23 protein-coding genes are annotated in these 26,040 nt (G+C 56.2%); 14 read left to right on the forward strand and 9 right to left on the reverse strand.

The genetic code is table 11. From position 1 onward, the window contains the following. Nucleotides 1-28: 28 nt before the first annotated feature. The 3 genes from fhuA to hrpB all read right to left on the reverse strand — a co-directional run bounded on the left by fhuA (nt 29) and on the right by hrpB (nt 7,624). Nucleotides 29-2,278 (reverse strand): ferrichrome porin FhuA, encoded by a 2,250-nt coding sequence (fhuA, locus tag LA04_RS10550; protein WP_047651488.1) that lies wholly within the window; start codon nt 2,276-2,278, stop codon nt 29-31. Between the two features lie 235 nt (nt 2,279-2,513). Beyond that, nucleotides 2,514-5,039 carry a bifunctional glycosyl transferase/transpeptidase gene (gene mrcB, locus LA04_RS10555; RefSeq protein WP_047651491.1) on the reverse strand — a complete coding sequence of 842 codons (2,526 nt, stop codon included), beginning with the start codon at nt 5,037-5,039 and terminating at the stop codon, nt 2,514-2,516. Nucleotides 5,040-5,194: 155 nt separating this feature from the next. Further along, nucleotides 5,195-7,624 carry an ATP-dependent helicase HrpB gene (gene hrpB, locus LA04_RS10560; protein ID WP_047651493.1) on the reverse strand — a complete coding sequence of 810 codons (2,430 nt, stop codon included), beginning with the start codon at nt 7,622-7,624 and terminating at the stop codon, nt 5,195-5,197. A gap of 73 nt (nt 7,625-7,697) precedes the next feature. Between hrpB and thpR the strand changes: the two genes are divergently transcribed. From thpR to panD, 9 genes are all read left to right on the forward strand, one after another. Continuing rightward, complete coding sequence (thpR, locus tag LA04_RS10565; protein WP_047651494.1) at nt 7,698-8,252, forward strand: RNA 2',3'-cyclic phosphodiesterase; 555 nt, start codon at nt 7,698-7,700, stop codon at nt 8,250-8,252. After that, complete coding sequence (sfsA, locus tag LA04_RS10570; RefSeq protein WP_047651497.1) at nt 8,242-8,946, forward strand: DNA/RNA nuclease SfsA; 705 nt, start codon at nt 8,242-8,244, stop codon at nt 8,944-8,946. The genes thpR and sfsA overlap by 11 nt, the downstream gene beginning before the upstream one ends. A 176-nt stretch (nt 8,947-9,122) precedes the next feature. Next, on the forward strand, nt 9,123-9,578 hold the full coding sequence (gene dksA / locus LA04_RS10575) for an RNA polymerase-binding protein DksA (RefSeq protein ID WP_001155232.1): 456 nt from the start codon (nt 9,123-9,125) through the stop codon (nt 9,576-9,578). 59 nt (nt 9,579-9,637) lie between these two features. Continuing rightward, the gene (gene gluQRS, locus LA04_RS10580; RefSeq protein WP_047651499.1) at nt 9,638-10,528 is read left to right on the forward strand and encodes a tRNA glutamyl-Q(34) synthetase GluQRS; all 891 of its coding nucleotides are present in this window, start codon (nt 9,638-9,640) and stop codon (nt 10,526-10,528) included. A gap of 42 nt (nt 10,529-10,570) precedes the next feature. After that, nucleotides 10,571-11,968 carry a polynucleotide adenylyltransferase PcnB gene (gene pcnB / locus LA04_RS10585; protein ID WP_072162357.1) on the forward strand — a complete coding sequence of 466 codons (1,398 nt, stop codon included), beginning with the start codon at nt 10,571-10,573 and terminating at the stop codon, nt 11,966-11,968. Beyond that, the gene (folK, locus tag LA04_RS10590; RefSeq protein ID WP_047651501.1) at nt 11,965-12,444 is read left to right on the forward strand and encodes a 2-amino-4-hydroxy-6-hydroxymethyldihydropteridine diphosphokinase; all 480 of its coding nucleotides are present in this window, start codon (nt 11,965-11,967) and stop codon (nt 12,442-12,444) included. The genes pcnB and folK overlap by 4 nt, the downstream gene beginning before the upstream one ends. A 123-nt stretch (nt 12,445-12,567) precedes the next feature. After that, nucleotides 12,568-13,359: a 3-methyl-2-oxobutanoate hydroxymethyltransferase gene (gene panB / locus LA04_RS10595; protein WP_014882600.1), complete on the forward strand. Its 792-nt coding sequence runs from the start codon at nt 12,568-12,570 to the stop codon at nt 13,357-13,359. 11 nt (nt 13,360-13,370) lie between these two features. Beyond that, on the forward strand, nt 13,371-14,222 hold the full coding sequence (gene panC / locus LA04_RS10600) for a pantoate--beta-alanine ligase (protein WP_047651502.1): 852 nt from the start codon (nt 13,371-13,373) through the stop codon (nt 14,220-14,222). Nucleotides 14,223-14,255: 33 nt separating this feature from the next. Then, entirely contained in the window at nt 14,256-14,636 is a 381-nt protein-coding gene (gene panD, locus LA04_RS10605) for an aspartate 1-decarboxylase (RefSeq protein WP_006810068.1), read from the forward strand. 3 nt (nt 14,637-14,639) lie between these two features. Here panD and LA04_RS10610 read toward each other — a convergent pair whose 3' ends face one another. From LA04_RS10610 to LA04_RS10625, 4 genes are all read right to left on the reverse strand, one after another. Further along, nucleotides 14,640-15,887, reverse strand: a complete 1,248-nt coding sequence (locus LA04_RS10610; protein WP_047651503.1) for a polysaccharide deacetylase family protein — start codon at nt 15,885-15,887, stop codon at nt 14,640-14,642. A gap of 62 nt (nt 15,888-15,949) precedes the next feature. Beyond that, nucleotides 15,950-16,390, reverse strand: a complete 441-nt coding sequence (locus tag LA04_RS10615) for a PTS sugar transporter subunit IIA (protein ID WP_047651505.1) — start codon at nt 16,388-16,390, stop codon at nt 15,950-15,952. Between the two features lie 104 nt (nt 16,391-16,494). After that, on the reverse strand, nt 16,495-17,265 hold the full coding sequence (locus LA04_RS10620) for an ABC transporter permease (RefSeq protein ID WP_023310428.1): 771 nt from the start codon (nt 17,263-17,265) through the stop codon (nt 16,495-16,497). Continuing rightward, on the reverse strand, nt 17,262-18,188 hold the full coding sequence (locus LA04_RS10625; RefSeq protein WP_032660633.1) for an ABC transporter ATP-binding protein: 927 nt from the start codon (nt 18,186-18,188) through the stop codon (nt 17,262-17,264). Before LA04_RS10625 ends, LA04_RS10620 begins: the two co-directional genes overlap by 4 nt. 107 nt (nt 18,189-18,295) lie before the next feature. Between LA04_RS10625 and can the strand changes: the two genes are divergently transcribed. After that, nucleotides 18,296-18,958, forward strand: a complete 663-nt coding sequence (can, locus tag LA04_RS10630; RefSeq protein WP_008501947.1) for a carbonate dehydratase — start codon at nt 18,296-18,298, stop codon at nt 18,956-18,958. A gap of 60 nt (nt 18,959-19,018) precedes the next feature. On the opposite strand, the gene hpt is transcribed toward can, so the two are convergent. Beyond that, nucleotides 19,019-19,555, reverse strand: coding sequence for a hypoxanthine phosphoribosyltransferase (gene hpt / locus LA04_RS10635; RefSeq protein ID WP_008501948.1), 537 nt, complete (start codon nt 19,553-19,555; stop codon nt 19,019-19,021). Nucleotides 19,556-19,763: 208 nt separating this feature from the next. Here hpt and LA04_RS10640 point away from each other — a divergent pair, with 208 nt between their 5' ends. After that, nucleotides 19,764-22,154, forward strand: coding sequence for a glucose/quinate/shikimate family membrane-bound PQQ-dependent dehydrogenase (locus tag LA04_RS10640; RefSeq protein ID WP_047651506.1), 2,391 nt, complete (start codon nt 19,764-19,766; stop codon nt 22,152-22,154). 37 nt (nt 22,155-22,191) lie between these two features. Here the strand turns inward: LA04_RS10640 and cueO are convergent, their stop codons facing one another. Beyond that, a complete protein-coding gene (gene cueO, locus LA04_RS10645) occupies nt 22,192-23,760 on the reverse strand; it encodes a multicopper oxidase CueO (protein WP_047651507.1) in 1,569 nt (522 codons plus the stop codon). A 145-nt stretch (nt 23,761-23,905) separates the two neighbouring features. Here cueO and LA04_RS10650 point away from each other — a divergent pair, with 145 nt between their 5' ends. The 3 genes from LA04_RS10650 to speD all read left to right on the forward strand — a co-directional run bounded on the left by LA04_RS10650 (nt 23,906) and on the right by speD (nt 26,031). Then, nucleotides 23,906-24,253 (forward strand): YacC family pilotin-like protein, encoded by a 348-nt coding sequence (locus tag LA04_RS10650; protein ID WP_014882582.1) that lies wholly within the window; start codon nt 23,906-23,908, stop codon nt 24,251-24,253. A gap of 113 nt (nt 24,254-24,366) precedes the next feature. Further along, nucleotides 24,367-25,236, forward strand: coding sequence for a polyamine aminopropyltransferase (gene speE, locus LA04_RS10655; protein ID WP_023310424.1), 870 nt, complete (start codon nt 24,367-24,369; stop codon nt 25,234-25,236). After that, on the forward strand, nt 25,237-26,031 hold the full coding sequence (gene speD, locus LA04_RS10660; protein WP_032649781.1) for an adenosylmethionine decarboxylase: 795 nt from the start codon (nt 25,237-25,239) through the stop codon (nt 26,029-26,031). Nucleotides 26,032-26,040 lie beyond the last annotated feature (9 nt).

Genomic DNA, 26,040 nt, shown 5'->3' on the forward strand with positions numbered 1-26,040 from the left:
GGCACGGCGAACCGTGCCCGAAGAGAGATTAGAAGCGGAAGGTCGCGGTGGCAACAACCTGACGTTCAGCACCCCAGAAGCAGCCGTAGGTATTGAAGCAGCTGGCAACGTACTCACGATCGAACAGGTTGTTCACGTGCAGCGCCACGTTTGAGCCAGCCATGCCAACGCGTGCCAGATCGTATCTGACCAGCGCATCGACAACGGTATAGCTGCCCACCTTGAAGGAGTTCGCCGGATCGCCATAGCTTGAGCCGGTGTAACGCACCCCAGTGCCCAGCGTCAGACCAGACAGCGCACCGTCAAACAGGGTGTAATCGCCCCACAACGACGCCATGTGTTTTGGCACCTGAGCAGGCGTGTTGCCTTTGTAGGTGGTGTCCGTGGTGTATTCCGCATCGGTATAGGTATAAGAACCCACCAGGTTGACGCTTGCAGACAGGGCCGCTTTCGCTTCCAGTTCTACGCCACGCGCGCGGATTTCACCGCCCTGAACCGAGAAGAAGGAGCCCGCCGGGTCCGCCATCAGGTTGTTGGTTTTGGTCAGCTGGTACAACGCACCGGTGACGACGATCGGACGATCGTTTGGCACGTATTTCACGCCCGCTTCGTACTGTTTGCCTTTAGACGGCGAGAACAGTTTGCCCTGAGCATCGGTCTGCGATGCCGGTTCAAAAGATTCGCTGTAGCTAAAGTACGGGGTTACGCCGTTATCAAACAGATAGTTAACGCCACCGCGCCAGGTGAACTGGGTATCATCACGTTTGGAGGTGGTGTTCGTCACGCGGTTGTAGGATTCCTGATCGGCCCAGTCATAACGGCCACCCAGGGTTACCAGCACTTTATCCCACTGCGCCTGATCCTGAACGTACAGCCCCGTCTGTTTCTGACGGTTGAGGATCTGATATGGACCGGAGGTCGCGGGATCTTTTGAGCCGAAATCAAAATCGCTGTTCACCGGATTGTAGAGATCCAGCAGCGGAACAGAGTCGTCGTAACCGAACCAGGAGTTGATATCATTTCGCATGCGCATAAAGTCAACGCCGGTCAGCAGGACGTGGTCCACCTCGCCGGTTGCGAATTTGCTCTGCAGCTGGGTATCAACGGTAAAGTTCTGCAGCTTTTCGTTATCGACAACGTATTTACGCGCCAGATAATGGCCTTTGTCCGATGGCGCTAACGCGGCACACTGTTTGTTGCCGCTGTTTGCCGGGTCGGTACAGACGCCATAACCGTATACGCTGTTTTGCGAGGTTTTGTTCTCGGCAAAGCGCAGGTTCTGACGCACGGTAAAGGTATCGTTGAACTCGTGGTCGAAGCTGTATCCCACCATTTTCTGGTTACGGGAATAGGTATTGTTCTTCGCGCCTTCGTTGAAGTTCGTCGGAAGACGATCGCCGTTCGGCAGCGGCTCAACCGTTCCCTCTTTTGGCAGCCAGCCGTAGTAGCCCGTTTCAGGCTCGTTCTGGAAGTAGGAGAGGAACGTGAAGGTAGTTTTATCATCCGGACGCCAGGAGAACGATGGCGCGATGGCGTAACGCTGCTCTTCCGCACGCTCCTGCTGAGCGTTATTAGAACGCGCAACGCCCGTTAAGCGATAAGAGTAAACGCCGTCGTCGTCGATCGCATCGCTAAAGTCAAACCCGGTCTGGAACAGGCTATCCGTGCCGACTTTGAACTGGATCTCTTTCAGCGGCTCGGTTGTTGGGCGCTTACTGACCATGTTCAGCAAACCGCCCGGGCTGCTTTTGCCGTACAGAACGGAAACCGGACCGCGCATGATTTCGGCGCGCTCCAGCATGTAAGGATCAATCACCGCGTCGTTATAGAAGTTCCCCTGCATTTTCATGCCGTCGAGGTAGTTATTCTGCGTCTGGCCATCGGCCGCGAAGCCGCGAATGATCAAATAATCATAGGTGTTAGACGCGCCGCGCGTGCCTACCGCAACGCCCGGCGTGTAGCTCAGGGCTTCTTTCACCGAGCGCGGCTGATGCAGCGCCATCTCTTCGGCAGTGACGACAGAAATAGACTGCGGAACCTTTTGAATAGGGGTATCCGTTTTGGTTCCGGTCGCGGATTGCCGTGCGGCGATGGTCGCAGCTGGCCCCCAGGCACTTTCCTGTGCCGCAGGTGCTGAGGTTACCGTAATGGTTTCTTCTTTTTTCGGGGTTTCGGCCGCATGAGCATAAGCAGACATGCCGGCAACCGCTGTGGCGACGACAACCGCGAGCTTACGCAGCGACGTGTTCATTGGCTGAGCAGTATTGGAAAGCGCCATGTTGAATCTCTGATGTGAAAGTGAATGATAACGTAAACGAGAATTATTATTATGAGCGCCAGAATAATATGCGAAACGCTGGTTGCATAGCAAGCAGTAAGCGGCCCTATGAGAATTAAGGGTTTAAGAAATCATCAAGAGAAAACGAAGGGTTAATCAGTGTTAAAGCGAGGGTTAACGAAATGAGGTCTACGGGTAAAAAAAGCCCCCTTCCGGGGAAGAGGGCTTTAAAAGGTTAGTTACCGCCGAACATGTCTTTAATCCAGCCCGCGACACCGTCGCTGTCTTTCTTCTCATTCTGCTGCTGCGGCTGTTGCTGCTGCGGCTGCTGTGGTTGAGAAGACTGGTCGAACGGGTTACCCGTTGGCTGTTCTGGCTGGCTTTGCTGACACAGCGAGTCCGGGTTTGCGGTCCAGACAGGCAGCGTACGTATTCCGCCGCCGCAGACGAAGTTACCGGAGCTGTCCACGCCCATATCGACGATATCTTCCGGCGCCACCAGATTCAGCGGCACAGGAGACTGATTTGCCAGATAGCGCTGGTAAATCGACATCGCCCCGCTCGCGCCGTACAGCTTGGTTGGCTGGTTGTTGTCGCGGCCTACCCAGGTAATCACCACTTCGCGGCCATCAATCCCGGCGAACCAAGTATCGACGTTGTTGTTGGTGGTCCCGGTTTTACCCGCCAGATGCAGACCCGGATACTTCGCGCCCAGCTGACGGCCGGTGCCGCGCTGCACGACCTGCTGCATCGTCCACAGCGTCATATAGGCGGCCTGAGCAGGAACGGCACGCTCCGCCTGCGGGAAGCTCTGATACAGCACGGAGCCATCTTCGGCAATCACTGAGCGCAGGGCAGACAGCGGCGCGCGGTTGCCCCCGCTGGCAATGGTCTGGAACGCCTGCGCCACTTCGATTGGCGTCAGGTTAAGCGCGCCGAGGATCATCGCCGGCACCGGGTGCAGCTGATCTTTCGCCACGCCCAGTTTTTGCCAGGTGTCGACAATCGCCGGCAGTCCCAGCGACATGCCCAGGTTCACCGTTGGCACGTTCATGGAACGGGTCAACGCATCCACCAGCATGACCTGGCCGCTGAACTGTTTATCATCGTTCTGCGGTGACCAGACCTGGCCGTTAGGCTGGCGCAGGGAGATCGGCGCATCCGCAATCCAGGTATTCAGGCGATACTGATTTGGCTGGCTCAGGGCTGTGAGGTAGGTTGCCGGTTTTGCCAGAGAGCCGATTGAGCGACGCGCCTGCATCGCACGGTTGTAGCCTGCAAACTGCGGCTCGGCACCGCCCACCATCGCGCGCACTTCGCCGGTGTTACGGTCAACCACCACCATCGCGGTTTCAAGATCGGAGAGCTTACGCAGTTTCTTCAGCGCCGGAATGCCTTCCACAGCCGCTTTTTCGGCCGCATCCTGCGCCACGGAGTCAAAGGTGGTGAAGATCTTCACGCCGGAGAGATCTTTCACCTTATCACCGAGCTTAGACTGCAACTCCTGACGCACCATCTGCATAAACGCAGGCTGAGGCGAAATCACGCCGCCGCGCGGCTGAACGCCAAGCGGACGCGCGCTCAGCATGTCGTACAGCTCCTGGTCAATGACCTGCTGCTGTTGCAGCAGACGCAGAACGAGGTTACGACGCTCCAGCGCCAGTTTCGGGTTGCGCCACGGGTTATAAATGGACGCCCCTTTCACCATACCCACCAGCAGCGCCTGCTGGTCCAGGCTCAGCTCTTCCACCGGACGGCCAAAGTAGTACAGGCTCGCCAGCGGGAAGCCGCGGATTTCGTTATCGCCGCTCTGACCGAGGTACACCTCGTTCATGTACAGCTCAAGGATACGATCCTTGCTGTAGCGCGCATCCATCAGCACGGCCATGTAGGCTTCGTTCGCTTTACGCCAGTAAGAACGTTCGCTGGAGAGGAACAGGTTCTTCACCAGCTGCTGGGTCAGCGTACTCGCTCCCTGCACGGTACGACCGGCAGTGAGGTTAGCCAGCACCGCACGACCAATCGAGTAGAGGCTGATGCCATCGTGCTCGTAGAAGTGACGGTCTTCGGTTGCCAGCAGGGTATCAACCAGCAGATCCGGGAAGCCGTTACGCGCCACGAACAGGCGCTGCTCGCCGTTTGCTGACGAAAGCATGGTGATCAGACGCGGATCGAGGCGGAAGAAACCGAACTGACGGTTGTTATCCATGTTCTCGATGGTGTCCAGACGATCGCCGTCAAAGGTCAGACGCGCGCGCACCTGCCCCTCTTTGCTGTCCGGGAAATCAAACGGACGGCGGATCATCTCAATGCTGTTGGCCTGCACGGTAAATTCGCCAGGACGGGTCATTTTAGACACCTGACGATACTGGGTGGCTTCCAGCAGTTTGACCATCTCGTTTTTGGTGATGGACATATCTGGCTCAAGGTTCACCATACGGCCATACACTGCCGCAGGTAGCTGCCAGACTTTACCGTCGATACGGCTGCGGATCTTCTGATCCAGATACACGCCGTAAATCGCCATCAGGACAACAAAAACAATAAACAGCTTCAGCAGCAGCCAGAACCAGCCGCGTTTGCCCCGAGGCTTACGCCCTTTGCCTTTTCCATTACGCGGCATCGGTTCTTCATCCTCATAATCGTCTTCATAGTCATCGTCATAGTCCTCATCTCTGAGGCGACGACGGCTTACCTTTTCTTTCGCCGGACGCGCTGGTTTTCCCTTACGTCCTATTGGCTCGCGGTCATTCCCCGCCATGCTTTTTCTCCGCAACTTTCAGGCGCAAAGGCCAGATTTTCTTTTCTTTCACAGGTCTGTGAAAGAAGAAATCTCTCAAAATTTGTTTTCTCCCTCTCCCCATGGGAGAGGATCGGGGTGAGGGCATCAGGCCGCACTCCCCTCTTCCACCTAACTCACGAATATTTCTTCGTTCGCCGCGTCGGCGCCGTATTCGCCGGATCGTCCGGCCAGACATGTTTGGGATATCGCCCCTTCATCTCTTTCTGCACTTCACGGTAGCTTCCCGCCCAGAACGCTCCCAGATCTCGGGTGATTTGTAATGGACGATGCGCAGGCGACAGCAGCTCAAGCACTAACGGCACACGCCCTTCCGCAATGGACGGCGTGGTGGCTTCACCAAACATCTCCTGCATCCGAACCGCCAGCGCCGGCGGATTATCCTCATGATAACGGATGGCAATCCGGCTTCCGGTCGGCACAGTGTAATGCCCTGGCAGTTCACTATCCAGACGTTGACGTAATGACCAGTCCAGTAAATTCTGTAACGCGGTCTTAACATCAAGCGCCTTAAGGGCTCGCAGAGAGTGTACGCCGCTCATTTGCGGCAGTAGCCAGCGCTCAAGCGTAGCGAGCAGCGTCTCGTCATCCACCGCAGGCCAACCGTATTCCGGTAGCCACTTCGCGGCGCAGTGCAGACGAATGCGGTACTGCTCCGCTTCCGGCGTCCAGTTCAGGGCGCTCAGCCCTTTTTCCCGAATTCCGTTCAGCATGGCCTGATGAAGCTCGTCTTCCGACGGCTTCGCCAGCGGCTTCGTCCCAAGCGTCAACTTGCCAATCTGGCTGCGACGAAAGGCCTTCAGCGTGCCCTGGGCGTCATCCCATTCCACGGTATCAGATTGCTGAAGCAGCTGCGGACAGGCTCGCGTCAGAGCGTCAATCTCTACGGCTATCGCCTGCAGGATACGCGCATCCGGAGAATGGCTGCCCTGCAGCAACAGCGGGGCGATCAGCCACTCGTGACGCGTCAGCGCATCATCGCTGTCCAGCATCGCCCCCATGCCGTTTGCCAGCTGGTAGCGACCGTCCAGCCCGCGCCGACGCGCGATCCTGTCCGGGAAGGCCTGTGCCAGCAGGAAGGCAATCTTATCGCTGTCAGGCGCACCTCCCCGGCTATTCAGGCGTTTACTCAGCTGCTGCGCCCGCTGCTGCCAGTTCCCCTGGCTGCGCGAAAACGCCTGCCCCAGATCGCTGCTGCCACCGCGAGGCGGCTCCTCAAGAATAGCCGCCAGTTTTGCCGCCGTGGCAATTTCATCATCCCCTTGCGCGGCTACCAGCATCGCGGCCAGACGCGGATCGTTGCCCAGCGCCGCCATTTTCTGGCCGCGCGCCGTCAGACGCTCGCCTTCCAACGCTCCAAGCTGGGTCAGCAACGTGCGCGCAGCGGTGAGGTTTACGACAGGAGGAGGATTAAGCCAGGTGAGCTGCTCAGGGTTCGGGCAGCCCCACTGGAGCAGATCCATCACCAGACCAGACAAATCGCTTTGTAAAATTTCCGGCGTGCTTTGCTGTGCGGCGCGTTCAGCCTGCTCCGCGCTGGTCAAATGCAGGCAGATGCCCGGCTCAAGACGCCCCGCGCGGCCCGCGCGCTGCACCATCGACGCCTGGCTGATGCGCTGCGTCAGGAGTTTAGTCAGTCCGGTGCGCGGGTCAAAGCTTGCCACCCTCTCCTGCGCGCTATCCACCACCAGGCGAATCCCTTCAATGGTCAAACTGGTCTCAGCAATGTTGGTTGCCAGCACCACCTTGCGCTGCCCCGCCGGCGCAGGAACAATCGCTTTACGCTGATCCTGTAGCGACAACGCGCCGTAGAGCGGGCAAAGCAGCACGTCGCCGCCTAAGCGGGTAGAAAGCTGCTCCTGCACGCGCTGAATTTCGCCCACGCCGGGCAAAAACAGCAGCAGGGAACCGGCTTCCTGGCGCAGCAGCTCAGCCGTGGCAATGGCGACGGCCTCGTCAAAACGCTGATGGGGGGGAAGCGGCTGATAGCGGCGTTCAACCGGAAACGCCCGCCCTTCTGAGCTGATGACTGGCGCATCGGGTAATGCCTGTCGTAGCCGCTCGTTGTCCAGCGTGGCCGACATAATAAGCAGCCGGAGATCGTCGCGTAGCCCCTGCTGCACGTCCAGCAACAGCGCGAGGGCCAGATCCGCCTGCAGGCTGCGCTCGTGGAATTCATCGAGGATCACCAGCCCGACGCCGGTCAGCTCCGGATCGTTTTGCAGCATGCGGGTGAGAATACCCTCGGTGACCACTTCAAGACGCGTGGTTGGGCCAACGCAGGTCTCGGCACGCATCCTGTAACCTACCGTTTCGCCCGGTTTTTCATTCAGCAGTTCCGCCAGACGCTGCGCCACGTTGCGCGCGGCCAGCCTGCGCGGCTCCAGCAGGATAATTTTCCCGCTGATATTTCCGTCTTTCAGAATCTGCAGCGGCAGCCAGGTGGACTTGCCCGCGCCCGTAGGGGCATTCAGCAAAACCTGCGGGGAATGGCGTAAGGCAGCGAGAAGCTCAGGAAGAATGACGGCGACCGGCAATGAGGACACTAACAGCTCCAGAGGGTTAACATTAGTCGGCGTACATTGTAGCATCGGCGCATATCATTACCGAGTCCTCCGTATGCCTGAGTCGAAACGGCTGTTTTTTGCCATTGAATTGCCCACCACGATACAACGTCAAATTGTTCGCTGGCGCGCCGATTCCTTCCCCCCGGAAGCGGGCCGTCCTGTCGCGGCGGCCAACCTGCACCTGACGCTGGCCTTTTTGGGCGACGTCAGCACCGAAAAACAGCGGGCGTTAGCCGCCATGGCCGGGCGTATTGCCCAGCCGGAATTTACGCTGCAACTCGACGACGCGGGTCAGTGGCTGCGTTCGCGCGTCGTATGGCTGGGAACGCGCCAGCCGCCGCGCGGGTTATTGCAGCTGGCGAACATGCTGCGCGCGCAGGCGGCGCGCAGCGGCTGTTATCAGAGCCCGCAGCCGTTTCATCCGCACATCACGCTGCTGCGCGATGCCGGCCAGGCCGTTGCTATCCCGCCGCCGGGTTTTCACTGGGCCTTTCCGGTCAACGGATTCGCGCTCTACGAATCCGTCTTTGCACAGGGACGCACCCGCTATACGCCGCTACAGCGCTGGACGCTGGGCAACACCGAAAGGAATTCCGATGAAGTTTAGTCCTCCCCTGCAGCACGCTACGCTTATCCAACGCTACAAACGCTTCCTCGCCGATGTGATCACCCCCGAAGGGGTTCAGCTCACCCTGCACTGCCCCAATACCGGCGCCATGACGGGGTGTGCGACGCCAGGTGACAGGGTCTGGTATTCCACATCAGAAAATAGTAAACGCAAATATGCCCATACCTGGGAAATGACCGAAACCCAAAACGGGGCATTTATTTGCATTAACACCCTGCGCGCAAATCAGCTTGTTAAGGAAGCGCTGACCCTTGGCGCCATTCCCGAACTGGTGGGATATGGCACGCATAAAAGTGAAGTGAAATATGGCGATGAAGGCAGCAGAATTGACTTCATGTTACAGGCGGAAGACAGGCCTGAGTGCTATATTGAAGTGAAATCAGTGACGTTAGCGGAACAGGAAAATGGCTACTTCCCGGATGCGGTAACGCTACGTGGCCAGAAGCATCTGCGAGAGCTAATGAGTGTTGCGGCGGCGGGCAAACGTGCCGTATTGCTGTTTGCGGTGTTGCATTCAGCCATTGAACGTTTCTCCCCTGCCCGCCATATTGATCCTAAATACGCGCAATTGTTGAATGAGGCACAAAAGCAGGGGGTAGAGGTTTTCGCTTATAAAGCGGAACTTTCTGCCGATAATATGACTCTGAGATCCTCTCTTCCCATTGTCTTATAAGGGATTAGACGATTGTCGAATAAGTGTTCTGGCCGCGTGCGCAAATACGCTTTTCCTCACAGGCTTGTCAAGTGTAACGTTTAGATAATTGCCTTACGGAAAAGCATCTGCTATTTATAGCGACCTGATTTTTCCCCCAACACGGGGATCGATAGTGCGTGTTAAGGAGAAGCAACATGCAAGAAGGGCAAAACCGTAAAACATCGTCCCTGAGTATTCTCGCCATCGCTGGGGTGGAGCCGTATCAAGAGAAGCCGGGCGAAGAGTATATGAACGAAGCCCAGCTGTCGCACTTCAAGCGTATTCTTGAAGCATGGCGTAATCAACTCAGGGATGAAGTCGATCGCACCGTTACTCATATGCAGGATGAAGCTGCCAACTTCCCGGATCCGGTAGACCGTGCCGCTCAGGAAGAAGAGTTCAGCCTCGAACTGCGTAACCGTGACCGCGAACGCAAACTGATCAAAAAGATCGAGAAAACGCTGAAAAAAGTCGAAGACGAAGATTTTGGCTACTGCGAATCCTGCGGTGTTGAAATTGGTATTCGTCGCCTGGAAGCGCGTCCAACCGCCGATCTGTGCATCGACTGTAAAACGCTGGCCGAAATCCGCGAAAAACAGATGGCCGGTTAATACCAGCGCTGTTTACACACTCTAAAGGCGGGAGTCTCTCCCGCCTTGTTACTGTTGATATGTCTGAATCACACTATATTGGGCGCTTCGCGCCATCTCCTTCCGGTGAATTACACTTCGGCTCATTAATTGCCGCGCTCGGCAGCTACCTGCAGGCTCGCGCCCGTCAGGGCAAATGGCTTGTCCGCATTGAAGATATCGACCCTCCGCGTGAAGTTCCCGGTGCTGCAGAGACTATTCTGCGTCAGCTGGAACATTACGGTCTTCACTGGGATGACGAGGTTCTCTGGCAGTCAAAACGTCACGATGCCTATCGGGAGCGTCTGGCCTGGCTTCGCGATCGGGGGCTTTCCTATAACTGCACCTGCACCCGCGCGCGTATCCAGAGCGTGGGAGGGGTTTATGATGGCCACTGTCGTACGCTCAACCTTCCCCCGGAAAATGCCGCCGTACGTATAAAGCAGCGCTCCCCGGTGACGCGCTTTAACGATCTCCTCTCCGGTGAGATTCATGCCGATGAACGTCTGGCACGTGAGGATTTTATTATTCACCGCCGTGACGGCCTTTTCGCCTATAACCTGGCCGTGGTCGTCGACGATCGTTTTCAGGGCGTGACGGAAATTGTGCGCGGGGCGGATCTGGTCGAACCGACCGTGCGACAAATATCGCTATATCACCAGTTTGGCTGGACGGCGCCGGACTACATTCATCTGCCGCTGGCGGTCAATGCGCAGGGCTTTAAATTGTCAAAGCAGAACCACGCCCCGGCCCTGCCAGACGGCGATCCGCGTCCTGTTTTGATCGACGCGCTGCGGTTTCTCAACCAGAATGTAACCAACGAATGGCAGGATCTGCGTATTGACGAACTGCTGAAAATGGCCGTTGCCAACTGGACGCTCGCGGCAGTGCCAAAAATCCAGCATTCTCAAATGCGTTGCGCTGAGCTATGATTAGCCGCTTTTTTCATAACAAAACACACTACGAGGTGTACCATTTTTACCCGAGTCGCTAATTTTTGCCGTAAAGTGCTAAGCCGCGAAGAGAGCATGGCGAACGATGCTATTGCACAGCCACACATGTCGGTTATTCCGCGTGAGCAGCACACAATTTCCCGCAAAGATATCAGTGAAAATGCCCTCAAGGTGCTCTATCGTCTGAATAAAGCGGGCTACGAGGCCTACCTCGTGGGCGGTGGAGTGCGTGATTTACTGCTGGGCAAAAAACCAAAAGATTTCGACGTGACGACCAGCGCCACGCCTGAACAGGTGCGCAAATTATTCCGCAACTGCCGTCTCGTTGGCCGCCGTTTCCGTCTGGCTCACGTGATGTTTGGGCCGGAAATTATCGAAGTGGCGACCTTCCGCGGCCACCACGAAGCGGGCGCATCCGATCGCACCACGTCACAGCGCGGCCAGAACGGCATGTTGCTGCGCGACAATATCTTCGGCTCTATCGAAGAAGATGCCCAGCGTCGCGACTTCACCATCAACAGCCTTTATTACAGCGTGGCGGATTTCACCGTGCGCGATTACGTCGGCGGCATGCAGGACCTGAAAGAAGGTCTGATCCGTCTGATCGGCACGCCGGAAACGCGCTATCGCGAAGATCCCGTCCGTATGCTGCGCGCCGTGCGTTTCGCAGCCAAGCTCAATATGCGCATCAGCCCGGAAACGGCTGAGCCGATTCCGCGTCTGGCGACGCTGATTAACGACGTGCCGCCTGCCCGCCTGTTTGAAGAGGCGCTGAAGCTGCTGCAGGCTGGCCACGGCTTTGAAACCTACAATCTGCTGCGCGAATACAACCTTTTCCAGCCCCTGTTCCCGACCATTACTCGCTACTTCACCGAAAGCGGTGACAGCCCAATGGAGCGGATGATTGCGCAGGTGCTGAAAAATACCGATACCCGTATTCGCAACGACATGCGCGTCAATCCGGCGTTCCTGTTTGCGGCGATGTTCTGGTATCCGCTGCTGGAAACGGCCCAGCGAATTACCCAGGAGAGCGGGCTTGCCTACTATGACGCCTTCGCGCTGGCCGCAAACGACGTGCTGGACGAAGGGTGCCGTACGCTCGCTATTCCAAAACGCATTACCACGCTGGTGCGCGATATCTGGCAGCTTCAGCTGCGCATGTCCCGTCGTCAGGGCAAACGCGCCTGGAAGCTGATGGAGCATCCAAAATTCCGCGCCGCCTTCGATCTGCTGTCGCTGCGTGCTGAAATTGAACGCAACCAGGAGCTGCAGCGCCTGGCGCAGTGGTGGGCCGAATTCCAGGTTTCCGCCCCGCCGGAGCAAAAAGACATGCTCACCGGTCTGGATGAAGAGCCGGAACCGCGTCGCCGCCATCGTCGCCCGCGCAAGCGCGCGCCGCGTCGTGAAGGGACAGCATGACCCTCGCGTATATCGCCATCGGCAGCAATTTAGCCTCTCCGCTGGAGCAGGTGAACGCTGCCCTACAGGCGCTTGGGGAGATCCCACAAAGCAAGATCGTGGCGGTCTCCTCTTTCTACCGCACGCCGCCGCTGGGCCCGCAGGATCAGCCTGATTATCTCAATGCCGCCGCGGTGCTGGAAACTGCCCTTGATGCCGAAACGCTGCTGGATAACACCCAGCGCATCGAACTGCAGCAGGGCCGCGTACGCAAAGCCGAGCGCTGGGGACCGCGCACGCTGGACCTCGACATTATGCTGTTTGGTCACGAGACCATTCACACTGAACGTCTCACCGTTCCGCATTACGACATGAAAAATCGCGGGTTTATGCTCTGGCCGCTGTTTGAAGTCGCCCCCGATCTCATCTTCCCGGATGGCACCCCACTTAAGTCCACTCTGTACAGCCTCAACGCGGAAAGACCCGCCCGCTGGTGATCCGGTTCCCCTGCCGATTAGCCTCAAAATAATTGTGGCTAATCGGTTACCTAAAATCATTGTTCCCCCGAATGTTACTGTTAAAATGCGCAAAGATTCGCTTTTGGGCTATCAGGAAACAGTATGAAACCAACCACCATCTCCTTACTGCAGAAATGCAAACAGGAAAAAAAACGCTTCGCCACCATCACCGCGTATGACTACAGCTTCGCCAAACTCTTTGCCGAAGAGGGTATCAACGTCATGCTGGTCGGAGATTCGTTAGGGATGACGGTACAAGGACATGATTCCACCCTGCCGGTCACGGTTGAGGATATCGCTTACCACACGCGTGCGGTGCGCCGCGGGGCTCCAGCCTGCCTGCTGCTTTCCGATCTTCCGTTTATGGCCTACGCCACGCCGGAGCAGGCATTCGAAAACGCGGCAGCGGTCATGCGTGCTGGCGCTAACATGGTCAAAATTGAAGGCGGTGCCTGGCTGGTGGATACGGTGAAGATGCTCACCGAGCGCGCCGTGCCGGTGTGCGGCCATTTGGGCCTGACACCGCAGTCCGTCAACATCTTTGGTGGCTATAAAGTGCAGGGCCGCGGTGACGCCGCCCAGACGCTGTTTGATGATGCCCTGGCGCTGGAAGCCGCAGGCGCTCAGCTGCTGGTGCTGGAGTGCGTGCCGGTTGAGCTGGCGAAGCGTATTACTGAAGCCCTGTCGATTCCGGTGATTGGTATTGGCGCAGGCAACGTGACCGACGGTCAGATCCTGGTGATGCACGACGCCTTTGGCATCACCGGCGGGCATATTCCTAAGTTTGCCAAAAATTTCCTCACCGAAGCGGGCGACATGCGCGCTGCGGTCAGGCAGTATATTGCCGACGTTGAATCCGGTGTTTACCCGGGTGAAGAACACAGTTTCCATTAAGGAGTCTCGTTGTGCTAATCATTGAAACCCTGCCGCTGCTGCGCCAGCATATCCGTCGCGCGCGTCAGGAAGGTAAACGTATCGCACTGGTCCCGACCATGGGCAACCTGCATGACGGCCATATGAAGCTGGTTGACGAAGCAAGAGCCCGTGCAGATATCGTGGTGGTCAGTATCTTCGTTAACCCAATGCAGTTTGACCGCGCCGACGATCTGGCACGCTATCCGCGCACCCTGCAGGAAGATTGCGAGAAGCTCAAAAAACGCCATGCGGATATTGTCTTCTCTCCGGCACCGGCGGATGTCTATCCTCAGGGTACCGATGAGGCCACTTACGTTGACGTACCGGGCATTTCTACCATGCTGGAAGGCGCAAGCCGCCCGGGTCATTTCCGCGGCGTATCGACCATCGTCAGCAAGCTGTTCAACCTGGTGCAGCCGGACGTAGCCTGCTTCGGTGAGAAAGATTTCCAGCAGCTGGCGCTGATCCGCAAGATGGTTGCGGATATGGGCTACGATATCGAGATTGTCGGCGTACCGATTGTACGCGCCAAAGACGGTCTGGCGCTCAGCTCGCGAAATGGCTACCTGACCGCGGACCAGCGTAAAATCGCGCCGGGCTTAAGCAAGGTCATGAACACCATGGCAGAACAGCTGCTGGCGAAAGAGTTAACTGCCGAAGAGATTATTGCTCTGGCTGAACAGGCGCTGAACGATAAAGGCTTCCGCGCTGATGATATTCAAATTCGCGATGTCGACACGCTTCTGGAGCTTACACAGACCAGCAAACGTGCGGTCATTCTGGTGGCGGCATGGCTTGGTCAGGCCCGCCTAATCGACAACAAAGTGGTTGAACTGGCGTAGGTTTCTCTACCCGGAAGATGAAAGGTAAACGTAATGATTCGCAAAATGCTGCAAGGTAAGCTTCACCGTGTGAAAGTCACCCAGGCCGACCTGCACTATGAAGGCTCCTGCGCCATCGACCAGGATTTCCTTGATGCTGCGGGCATCCTTGAAAACGAAGCGATTGATATCTGGAACGTTAACAACGGCAAACGTTTCTCAACCTACGCCATCGCCGCCGAGCGCGGGTCTAAAATCATCTCCGTTAACGGCGCGGCAGCGCACTGCGCGGACGTGGGCGATATTGTGATTATCGCCAGCTTCGTGATGATGTCTGATGAAGAAGCACGCCGCTGGCAGCCGAAAGTTGCCTACTTTGAAGGCGACAACGACATGAAACGTACCGCGAAGGCGATTCCGGTTCAGGTTGCTTAAGCACTATCCCTGCGGCTGATTGCTGATCAGCCGCGACATTGTCTCCAGCGAATCCGTTCTTAAGATGTACAGGCGTTTCAGTAAGAACGGATTATCCCCCGGCTTCACCTTCCCTTTCACCGTCGTCACCGCCAGATGGAAACCGGCATCATTCGCCGCCTTTATCGCTTTATTGTCGTAGCCGCCAAACGGATAGGAAAGATAGAGCACGCGTGGATTAAACTGCGCCAGCGCGCGACGCGAGCGTTCAAAATCAAACAAAATCACGTGATAGCTGCGGCTCAGTAAAATCGGGTGCTTATACCCATCCACGCGGTGCAGGAAGTGGGTGTGAGACTGAATATCGAACACATCCTGAATTCCCTTAATCTCCTGCACGCTCATAAACTGCAGCGATTTAGGATCCCACTTCTGCGGATGGCCTTTTATGCGGGAAGAGATAATAAACGCGGTAGCCTTGAAGCCGTACTCTTTCAGCACAGGATAGGCATAGCGGCTGACCGATTTCAGGCCGTCGTCAAAGGTAATCACCACCGATTTTGCAGGCAGGTTCATTTTGTTACGCACGTACCCTTCAAGCTGGTACATCGTCAGGGTGGTATAGCCCTGATCGCGTAGCCATGCCATCTGGTTGTTGAACGCACGTACGCTGGTCGTTGTGGACGTATGTCGAAAGCGCGTGTTTTCTTCATCACGCAAAATATGATGGTAGGTCAGAATTGGAAGTCCGTTATCTTCCTGCGCGTCCAGGCTGCTGATCCACGCCAGACGATTGCCGATGCGGATCTGGAACCAGGTCTGATTCAGACGGTCTTTCAGTTTATTCAGTATCGGATAGCGCAGATTGGCGCTTAATGTGCCGAAAGGCGCGCTGCCGCTCGACGGCGCGTTATACACCGGCGTGTCTTTCCAGGTAATGAGGTTCTGATTGCTCAGGGGCTTATTGAGATCCCCGAGGCTGTCCTCGACGCGCTGTTTCCCCTGAACCGGCTCGAGGTGCCCCTTGTCGATAAACCCCGTGCCAAAACCGAAGCGAAATTCGTAGTAGTCCGCCGCCGCGGGCACAACGGCCAGGATCTGCCCGGCGCGCACGTTACCGACGTTGATCACGCTGTTCCCCACCTGCGCCCAGATCGCCGCGTCTTCGGTGGTTTGCATGTACTGGGCAGGCAGCGTTTGCTGGCTGAGTAAACTGGCTGAGCTGACGCCGGAAATGAGCATCAATAGCAAGAAAAGAGTGCGCGGTAGCATGGTGTCTTAATCGGTGCGGAAAACTGCCGCTATTGTAACAAATGAGACATCAATACCCACGTTTAATTCTTATACAAATCGTGGAGCAGGACGAAAGGAGGATTTTTTTGCTGCTGATGCCACAAACTGCTGACGCCCGGAACGCCCTGCGCCACGATGGCCTGGCGAAACTCAGCGCTGCTTAAGGCTTCACGCTGCGGATACATTAACGCCAGCAGGGAGAGGTTAATACCCGAGATCACTTCACAGCACGCGTGCTTATGGCTCAGCAACGCGGCTGCGCGGTAAGGCGCTGCGCCCGATTTATCGGTAAGAAAAATCACGCCATCACCGGTGTCCGTTTCATGCAGGGCATCGCACATCATGCGGCTCAGCATGTTGGTGCTCAACCCGCGCCAGTAGTTTACCGCCCGGCATTGCACCAGCGGGCCAAATCTGGCTTCAAGCTTATCCAGCATGTCCTGCGCCTGTTCATCGTGGCAGGTGATAACCCATCCCAGCATAACTCCCTCCTTAGCAGGCAAGTAGTTTAGCGGAGTGAAGGTTTGCTTACGGTGATAACTGTCAAAGAAAGTGCCCGGCAAACATAACGTCGCCGGGCAAAAGATTAGCTGCGCAGCCCGCGTCCACGCTGGATCAGCGACCAGCAGAGCAGGTAGAAGGCGATGATAAACACTACCAGCACCGCCACCGTGGTAAACAGCGGCACATCGGTGATGCCCAGGAAGCCAAAGCGGAAGCCGCTGATCATGTAGACAATCGGGTTCAGGTGCGATAGCGCCTGCCAGAACGGTGGCAGCAGCGTCAGGGAGTAGAACACCCCGCCGAGATAGGTCAGCGGCGTCAGCACGAAGGTCGGGATCAGGCTGATATCGTCAAACGTTTTGGCGAACACGGCGTTCAGCAGACCGGCCAGCGAGAACAGGATCGCCGTCAGGAGCAGCGTCAGCGCGACAAACAGCCACGAGTGGACCTGGAACGGCACGAAGAACAGCGAAATCGCCGTGACCAGGATCCCCACGCACAGCCCGCGTGCCACGCCGCCGCCGACGTAGCCCGCGATGATGACGTGCGTCGGCACAGGCGCGACCAGAAGCTCTTCAATATTGCGCTGGAACTTGGCGCTGAAGAACGACGACGCTACGTTGGCGTAGGCGTTAGTAATCACCGCCATCATGATCAGGCCGGGCACAATAAACTGCATATAGGTAAAGCCGTGCATCTCACCAATCCGGGAACCAATCAGGTTACCGAAGATGATGAAATAGAGCGTCATCGTGATGACCGGCGGCACCAGGGTTTGCACCCAGATACGCATAAAGCGGTTGATCTCTTTCGCCCAGATACTTTTCAGCGCGACCCAGTAAAGATGCGTCATGCCTTGTCTCCTTGTTTGTCATGTACCAGAGAGACAAACAGCTCTTCCAGTCGGTTCGCTTTGTTACGCATGCTTAAAACCTGAATACCCTGCGCGCTCAGCTGTGAGAACACGCTGTTAATCCCCTGCTCGCGCAGCACTTCCACTTCCAGCGTCGAGGTATCCACCAGACGATAGTTGTAACCTTCAAGTTTTGGCAGCGCGCTTTTCGCCGCCAGATCGAGAATGAAGGTTTCTGATTTCAGCTTGGAGAGCAGATTCTTCATCGAGGTGTTTTCCACCAGCTCGCCGTTCTGAATGATGCCGATGTTGCGGCAGAGCATTTCAGCCTCTTCCAGGTAGTGGGTGGTCAGAATAATGGTGGTGCCTTTGTCGTTGAGATCTTTCAGGAAGCCCCACATGGAGCGACGAAGTTCGATATCGACACCCGCAGTCGGCTCATCGAGGATCAGCAGTTTTGGCTCGTGCATCAGCGCACGGGCAATCATCAGGCGGCGCTTCATCCCGCCGGACAACATGCGCGCGCGTTCGTTACGCTTTTCCCACAGATCGAGCTGCTTAAGGTATTTTTCGCTACGCTCCAGGGCCTCTTTACGCTCAACGCCGTAATAGCCCGCCTGGTTAACAACAATTTGCTGCACCGTCTCGAACGGGTTGAAGTTGAACTCCTGCGGTACCAGCCCCAGCTGGCGCTTGGCGTTCACCACATCTTTTTGCAGGTCGTACCCAAAGACGCTCACCCGGCCGGACGTTTTATTGACCAGCGAGCTGATAATCCCAATGGTGGTCGATTTCCCCGCCCCGTTCGGCCCCAGAAGCGCGTAAAAATCACCGGCCTCTACTTTAAGATCTATTCCGCGCAGCGCCTGAACGCCGCCCGGATAGGTTTTTTTAAGCTGTTCAAGCTCCAGTGCAATTGCCATGAAATTCACTTACCTTCAGTTCTGACACACGTTGTGTGGTTTCATTAAAAGTCGGGTTACCCTATAGTAGCGCAACGCAATTACTCGGTTACAGGTCGCTAACCTCCATGAACAACATAGATACACTCATCAGCAACAATGCACTATGGTCAAAAATGCTGGTGGAGGAAGACCCCGGATTTTTTGGAAAACTCGCGCAGGCTCAGAACCCACGCTTTCTCTGGATTGGATGTTCCGACAGCCGCGTACCGGCGGAGCGCCTGACCGGCCTTGAACCCGGCGAACTGTTTGTTCACCGTAATGTCGCCAATCTCGTGATTCACACCGATCTCAACTGTCTTTCTGTTGTTCAGTATGCCGTGGACGTTCTGCAAGTCGAGCACATCATCATTTGCGGCCATTATGGCTGCGGCGGCGTGCAGGCGGCGGTGGAAAACACGGAACTGGGGCTCATTGATAACTGGCTACTGCACATCCGCGATATCTGGTTCAAACATAGCTCACTGCTGGGCGAAATGCCGCAGGAGCGTCGTATGGATACCCTTTGCGAACTCAACGTGATGGAGCAGGTGTATAACCTGGGCCACTCAACGATCATGCAATCAGCGTGGAAACGCGGGCAGAAGGTCTCTATCCACGGCTGGGCGTATGGTATTCACGATGGCCTGCTGCGCAATCTGGAAGTGACCGCCACCAACCGCGAAACGCTGGAGCAGCGTTACCGTTCGGGGATTGCCAACCTTCAGCTTAAGCATGTAAACCATAAATAAAGCCGGGGATGTTCTCCCTCTCCCTGTGGGAGAGGGCCGGGATAAGGCATTAGCCCGCCATTACTCGTCGAGCAGTACCACTTTCCCAACATACGGCAGATGACGATAGCGCTGCGCGTAGTCAATGCCGTAACCGACGACGAATTCGTCAGGAATCGAGAAGCCCACGAACTCTACCGGCACCTGAACTTCACGACGGTCAGGTTTGTCCAGCAGCGTACAAATCGCCAGAGATTTTGGCTCGCGCAGGCTCAGGATCTCGCGCACTTTCGACAGCGTGTTGCCGGAGTCGATGATGTCCTCAACGATCAACACATCTTTGCCACGAATATCTTCATCCAGATCTTTCAGGATTTTCACATCACGGGTAGTGGACATGCCGCTGCCGTAGCTGGAGGCGGTCATAAAATCGACCTCATGGGGCACATGCACTTCACGGCACAGGTCTGCCATGAACATGAAAGAGCCGCGCAACAGACCGACCAGCACCATTTCGCTGCCGCTGTCCTTGTAATGTTCGGTGATTTGACGACCCAGTTCGGCGATACGCGCTTTGATCTCGGCTTCCGGGATCATCACTTCAACAGTATGTTTCATATTACTAACCAAATGATTTTAATGAAAATCTCTCAATACGGATGAGTTAATATCCAGCACTGATACGCAAGCCACTCATTATATCAGCAAATGGATAAGCCTGGCGTATGAGTTATAAAAAGCAAATATTGTGATTCCGATCACACTTGTTAATACCTATAATTAGTTGCTAGCAAATTATTAACAAAAACTGACGAGTACACTTTCTATGGCTGAAACAAACTCTAAACAGCCGCGTCTACTGGTGACATTAACAGCCGCATTCGCAGCCTTCTGCGCGCTGTATCTGTTAATCGGTGGCGTCTGGCTGGTCGCGTTAGGCGGCTCCTGGTACTACCCGATTGCGGGTCTGGTTATGGTTGCCGTAACTGTCCTGCTGTTGCGTAGAAAACAATCTGCACTGTGGCTGTATGCCGCCCTACTTCTTGCCACCATGATCTGGGGCGTCTGGGAAGTCGGCTTTGACTTCTGGGCGCTGACGCCGCGCAGCGACATCCTGGTCTTCTTCGGCATCTGGCTGATCCTGCCGTTCGTGTGGCGTCGCCTGATTGTGCCGTCCAGCGGTGCGGTGGCGGGCCTGGTTGTTGCCCTGCTGATTACCGGCGGTATTCTGACCTGGGCCGGTTTTAATGACCCACAGGAGATCAACGGTACGCTGAACGCAGAATCCACGCCTGCGGCAGCTATCTCCCAGGTCGCTGACGGCGACTGGCCTGCATATGGTCGTAACCAGGAAGGTCAACGTTACTCCCCGCTGAAGCAGATCAACGCGGACAACGTTAAAAACCTGAAGGAAGCCTGGGTATTCCGTACCGGTGACCTGAAGATGCCGAACGATCCGGGCGAGCTGACCAACGAAGTGACGCCGATTAAAGTCGGCAATATGCTCTACCTGTGTACGGCGCACCAGCGTCTGTTCGCGCTCGACGCGGCCACCGGTAAAGAGAAATGGCACTTCGATCCGCAGCTGAACTCCAACCCGTCCTTCCAGCATGTCACCTGCCGTGGCGTCTCTTACCACGAAGCGCGCGCCGATAATGCGAGCCCGGAAGTCATTGCCGACTGTCCTCGCCGCATTATGCTGCCGGTGAACGATGGCCGTCTGTTCGCCATCAACGCCGAAACGGGCAAGCTGTGTGAAACCTTTGCCAACAAAGGTATCCTAAACCTGCAGACCAACATGCCGGACACCACGCCGGGTCTGTATGAGCCAACCTCACCGCCAATCATCACCGATAAAACCATCGTGATTGCCGGTTCGGTAACGGATAACTTCTCCACGCGTGAAACCTCCGGCGTTATCCGTGGTTTCGACGTGAACACCGGTAAACTGCTGTGGGCCTTCGACCCGGGCGCGAAAGATCCAAACGCGATCCCGTCGGACGAGCACACCTTTACCTTTAACTCGCCAAACTCCTGGGCACCAGCGGCGTATGACGCGAAGCTGGACCTGGTCTATCTGCCAATGGGTGTGACCACGCCAGATATCTGGGGTGGTAACCGCACGCCGGAGCAGGAGCGTTATGCGAGCGCTATCGTGGCGCTGAACGCGACCACCGGCAAGCTGGCATGGAGCTACCAGACCGTTCACCACGATCTGTGGGATATGGATATGCCGTCCCAGCCGACGCTGGCGGACATTACCGTAGATGGCAAAACCGTTCCGGTGATTTACGCTCCGGCCAAGACGGGCAACATCTTCGTGCTGGATCGCAGCAACGGCAAGCTGGTTGTGCCTGCACCGGAAAAACCGGTTCCGCAGGGCGCGGCGAAAGGCGATTACGTCAGCAAAACCCAGCCGTTCTCTGACCTGAGCTTCCGTCCGAAGAAAGACCTCAGCGGTGCAGACATGTGGGGTGCCACCATGTTTGACCAGCTGGTATGCCGCGTGATGTTCCACCAGCTGCGCTATGAAGGCATCTTCACGCCGCCGTCTGAGCAGGGCACGCTGGTCTTCCCGGGTAACCTGGGGATGTTCGAGTGGGGCGGGATCTCCGTTGACCCTAACCGTCAGGTGGCGATTGCCAACCCGATGGCGCTGCCGTTCGTTTCCCGCCTGATCCCACGCGGTCCAGGCAACCCAATGGAGCAGCCGAAAGACGCAAAAGGCAGCGGTACCGAAGCCGGCATTCAGCCGCAGTATGGCGTTCCTTACGGCGTGACCCTGAACCCGTTCCTGTCGCCGTTTGGTCTGCCGTGTAAACAGCCTGCCTGGGGCTATATCTCCGGTCTGGATCTGAAAACTAACCAGATCGTATGGAAAAAACGTATTGGTACGCCACAGGACAGCATGCCGTTCCCGATGCCGGTTCCGGTGCCGTTCAATATGGGTATGCCGATGCTGGGTGGCCCAATCTCCACCGCCGGTAACGTGCTGTTCATCGCGGCAACCGCAGATAACTACCTGCGCGCGTACAACATGACCAACGGTGAAAAACTGTGGCAGGGCCGTCTGCCAGCGGGTGGACAGGCCACCCCGATGACCTATGAAGTGAATGGCAAGCAGTACGTTGTCATCTCTGCGGGTGGTCACGGTTCGTTTGGCACGAAGATGGGCGACTATATTGTCGCGTATGCACTGCCGGATGAAAGTAAGTAACTGAAAATCCGGGTGGCGGCTACGCCACCCGGATTTTTTATACGGTAAAGCCGAGCATCATCCCCGTATCTTCATGCTCCAGCAGATGACAGTGCGCCATATAGGCAAACTCCTTCGGCGCCTCGTGGTCAAACTTCACCAGCACCTCGCTGACGCCGCCTTCCACTCTCACCGTATCTTTCCAGCCCGCGCGATGCGCATCCGGCGCTTTGCCGTTCTCTGTGAGAATACGGAACTGGGTGCCGTGGATATGGAACGGGTGCAGCATCATGTCCCCTTCGCCAGAAATCACCCAGCGCTCAAGCTGACCTTTTGTCGCAGCAAACATCGGCGTATTCATGTCGAACGCTTTGCCGTTGATCATGTTGGCGTTGTGGAAATCAAAGCCATGGTCGCCGTGATTCATGTTCCCCATGCCGCCCATTTTGCCGTGGTCCATATTCATGTGGCCCATCATCTGCCCGTGGTGCATCCCCGCCATCGCCTGATCGCCATATTTCGCCATCAGCGCCTGCATCCCCATCATATCGAGCATCGGGTTCATGGCGAGCTGCAGCTTGCGCTGCGTAAGCCCCTCAAGCGACGGGAGGGCTGGCAGAGTGGTTAACGTATCAGGCAGCGTGCCGGATGCGGTCACTAACAGCGGCTGAATACGAAGCACCGGATGCGGCTTATCAAACGGTGCGACCGCCATCCCCATCTGGCTCACCGGCAGCGTCACGAGGTCAAACGGCTTGCCGTCGCTGATATCCACAAGCACCTCAAAGCGTTCGCCCATCAGCATCGGCAGCTCGCTTACCTTCACCGGCTCCGGCAGCAGGCCGCCATCGCTGGCGACCACGTACAGCGGACGCTTATCGCTAGTGGCGAAATTGAGCGAGCGAGCGTTACAGCCGTTGAGCAGGCGCAGGCGCAGCCAGCCTTTCGGCGCGGCATGCTGAGGGTAAATGGCGCCGTTGGTCAGCAGCGTGTCGCCAAACCAGCCTACCGCCGCGCTCATCACGTCCAGCTGGTAGTCAATTTGCCCGTCAGCGTTGAATTTCTTGTCCTGCACAATCACCGGTACGTCGTCGATGCCCCACTGTTTCGGCAGGCGCAGCAGGCGGCTCTCGTCGTCTTCAATCAGCACCAGCCCTGCCAGCCCCATCGCCACCTGATGGCCCGTTTTGCCATGCTGATGCGGATGGAACCAGCAGGTCGCCGCGCGCTGCTCGGGCGTAAAGGTGACGCTGCGCGTACCGCCCGCTTTGATGATGCCCTGCGGCCCGCCGTCCACCTCGCCCGGTACTTCCAGCCCGTGCCAGTGCAGCGTCGTCTCTTCGGCGAGCGTGTTGTGGATATCCACCGTCACCGCTTTCCCTTTACGTAGCTGAAGCGCCGGACCGAGCAAATTACCGTTATAGCCCCACGTCGTGGCGTTGTGCGCACCGAATGTTGTTTTACCGGCCTGAACCACAAGCTGGATACGGCTGCGGGCGTCAGCGGTCAGTAAGTCAGGGATGGGTAAGGCAGGCCTGTCGGCCGCAAAAACCGCGCGGCTCCAGAGTGGTAATGCGCTGGCAGCCCCCAGCACAGCGGAATATTTTAAAAAATCACGACGTTGCATGTTCATTTCCTTATTTCCAGCAGGCGATCTTTTGAGCATAAACCCTCCCCTTACCGGAAGGTCAAGTCAAGCGGCAATAATAAAGATCGTCGCACTGGCATCAAGTATGCTAACGTTAATTTTCCGTGAAGAAGTGGTAGAAGCAATGAAGACGTTTTTCAGGACAATTTTGTTCGGTAGCCTGATGGCAATGTGTGCGAACAGCTATGCGCTCAGTGAAAATGAAGCGGAAGATATGGCCGATTTAACGGCGGTTTTTGTATTCCTGAAAAATGATTGTGGCTACCAGAATTTACCCAACGGGCAAATTCGCCGCGCGCTGGTCTTTTTTGCCCAGCAGAACCAGTGGGATCTCAGCAACTACGACAGCTTCGACATGAAGGCGCTCGGTGAAGACAGCTACCGTGACTTAAGCGGTATTGGTATTCCCACTGCCAAAAAATGCAAAGCGCTGGCTCGCGATTCGCTCAGCCTGCTCGCCTACGTGAAATAACCTTCCCGACGCCCCTGTTGAACCTCTGACCGTGCAACCACGGTTAGAGTTAGCTATCATGTTTCGCTCATTTTTTGTGAGCATAACGGATGTTAATACAGGAGGAGTTCGCTATGGCCGACCACACGTTGTGGCATGAAACACTGCATGACCAGTTTGGTCAGTACTTTGCCGTTGATAACGTGCTCTATCATGAGAAAACCGATCACCAGGATCTGATCATCTTCGAGAATGCCGCCTTTGGCCGCGTCATGGCGCTGGACGGTGTTGTGCAAACCACCGAGCGCGACGAGTTTATCTATCATGAGATGATGACCCACGTCCCGCTGCTGGCGCACGGTCACGCGAAGCATGTCCTGATTATCGGCGGTGGCGACGGTGCAATGCTGCGTGAAGTTTCCCGCCATCGTTCCATCGAAACCATCACCATGGTGGAAATCGATGCGGGCGTCGTCTCTTTCTGCCGCCAGTATCTGCCCAACCACAATGCCGGTAGCTATGACGATCCGCGCTTTAGCCTGGTGATTGACGACGGCGTTAACTTTGTTAACCAGACCTCGCAGACCTTTGACGTGATCATCTCCGACTGCACCGACCCAATCGGCCCCGGCGCGTCGCTGTTTACCTCCTCCTTCTACGAAGGCTGCAAGCGCTGTCTGAACCCGGGCGGGATCTTCGTCGCACAAAATGGCGTCTGCTTCCTGCAGCAGGATGAAGCGCTCGACAGCCATCGTAAGCTAAGCACCTATTTCGATGATGTCAGCTTCTATCAGGCCGCTATTCCGACGTATTACGGTGGGATCATGACCTTTGCATGGGCGACGGATAACGACGTATTACGCCATCTCTCCACCGAAATTATTCAGGCCCGCTTCCATCAGGCCGGTCTTCAGTGCCGATACTACAATCCGGCTATCCATACCGCAGCGTTTGCTCTGCCGCAGTACCTGCAAGACGCATTATCCACTAAGGGGGTGAGCTAATTGAAAAAGCTTAAACTGCATGGCTTTAACAACCTGACGAAAAGCCTGAGTTTTTGTATTTACGATATCTGCTATGCCAAAACAGCGGAAGAACGCGATGGGTACATCGCCTATATCGACGAACTCTACAACGCCAACCGTCTGACCGAGATCCTGTCAGAAACCTGTTCCATTATCGGCGCAAACATCCTGAACATCGCCCGACAGGATTATGAACCTCAGGGCGCCAGCGTGACCATTCTGGTCAGCGAAGAGCCGGTCGACCCGAAGCTTATCGACAAAACGGAACATCCGGGCCCGCTGCCGGAAGTGGTGGTTGCCCACCTGGATAAAAGCCATATCTGCGTGCACACCTACCCGGAGAGTCACCCGGAAGGCGGGCTGTGTACGTTCCGCGCCGATATTGAAGTGTCGACCTGCGGCGTGATTTCCCCGCTGAACGCGCTGAACTATTTAATCCACCAGCTGGAATCGGACATCGTCACCATTGATTATCGCGTGCGTGGTTTTACCCGCGATATCAACGGCATGAAGCATTTCATCGACCACGAGATCAACTCTATTCAGAACTTCATGTCCGAGGACATGAAATCGCTTTACGACATGATGGACGTGAACGTGTATCAAGAAAATATCTTCCACACCAAGATGTTACTTAAGGAATTTGACCTTAAGCACTATATGTTCCACACGAAGCCGGAAGATTTGAGCGAAGAAGAGCGTAAGGCGATTACTGACCTGCTCTGGAAAGAGATGCGCGAGATTTACTACGGCCGCAATATTCCGGCCGTGTAAGAGCAAGCC

Source organism: Enterobacter sp. UCD-UG_FMILLET, from assembly GCF_000762975.1.
In the GTDB taxonomy this organism is placed as follows: Bacteria; Pseudomonadota; Gammaproteobacteria; order Enterobacterales; family Enterobacteriaceae; genus Enterobacter; species Enterobacter dykesii.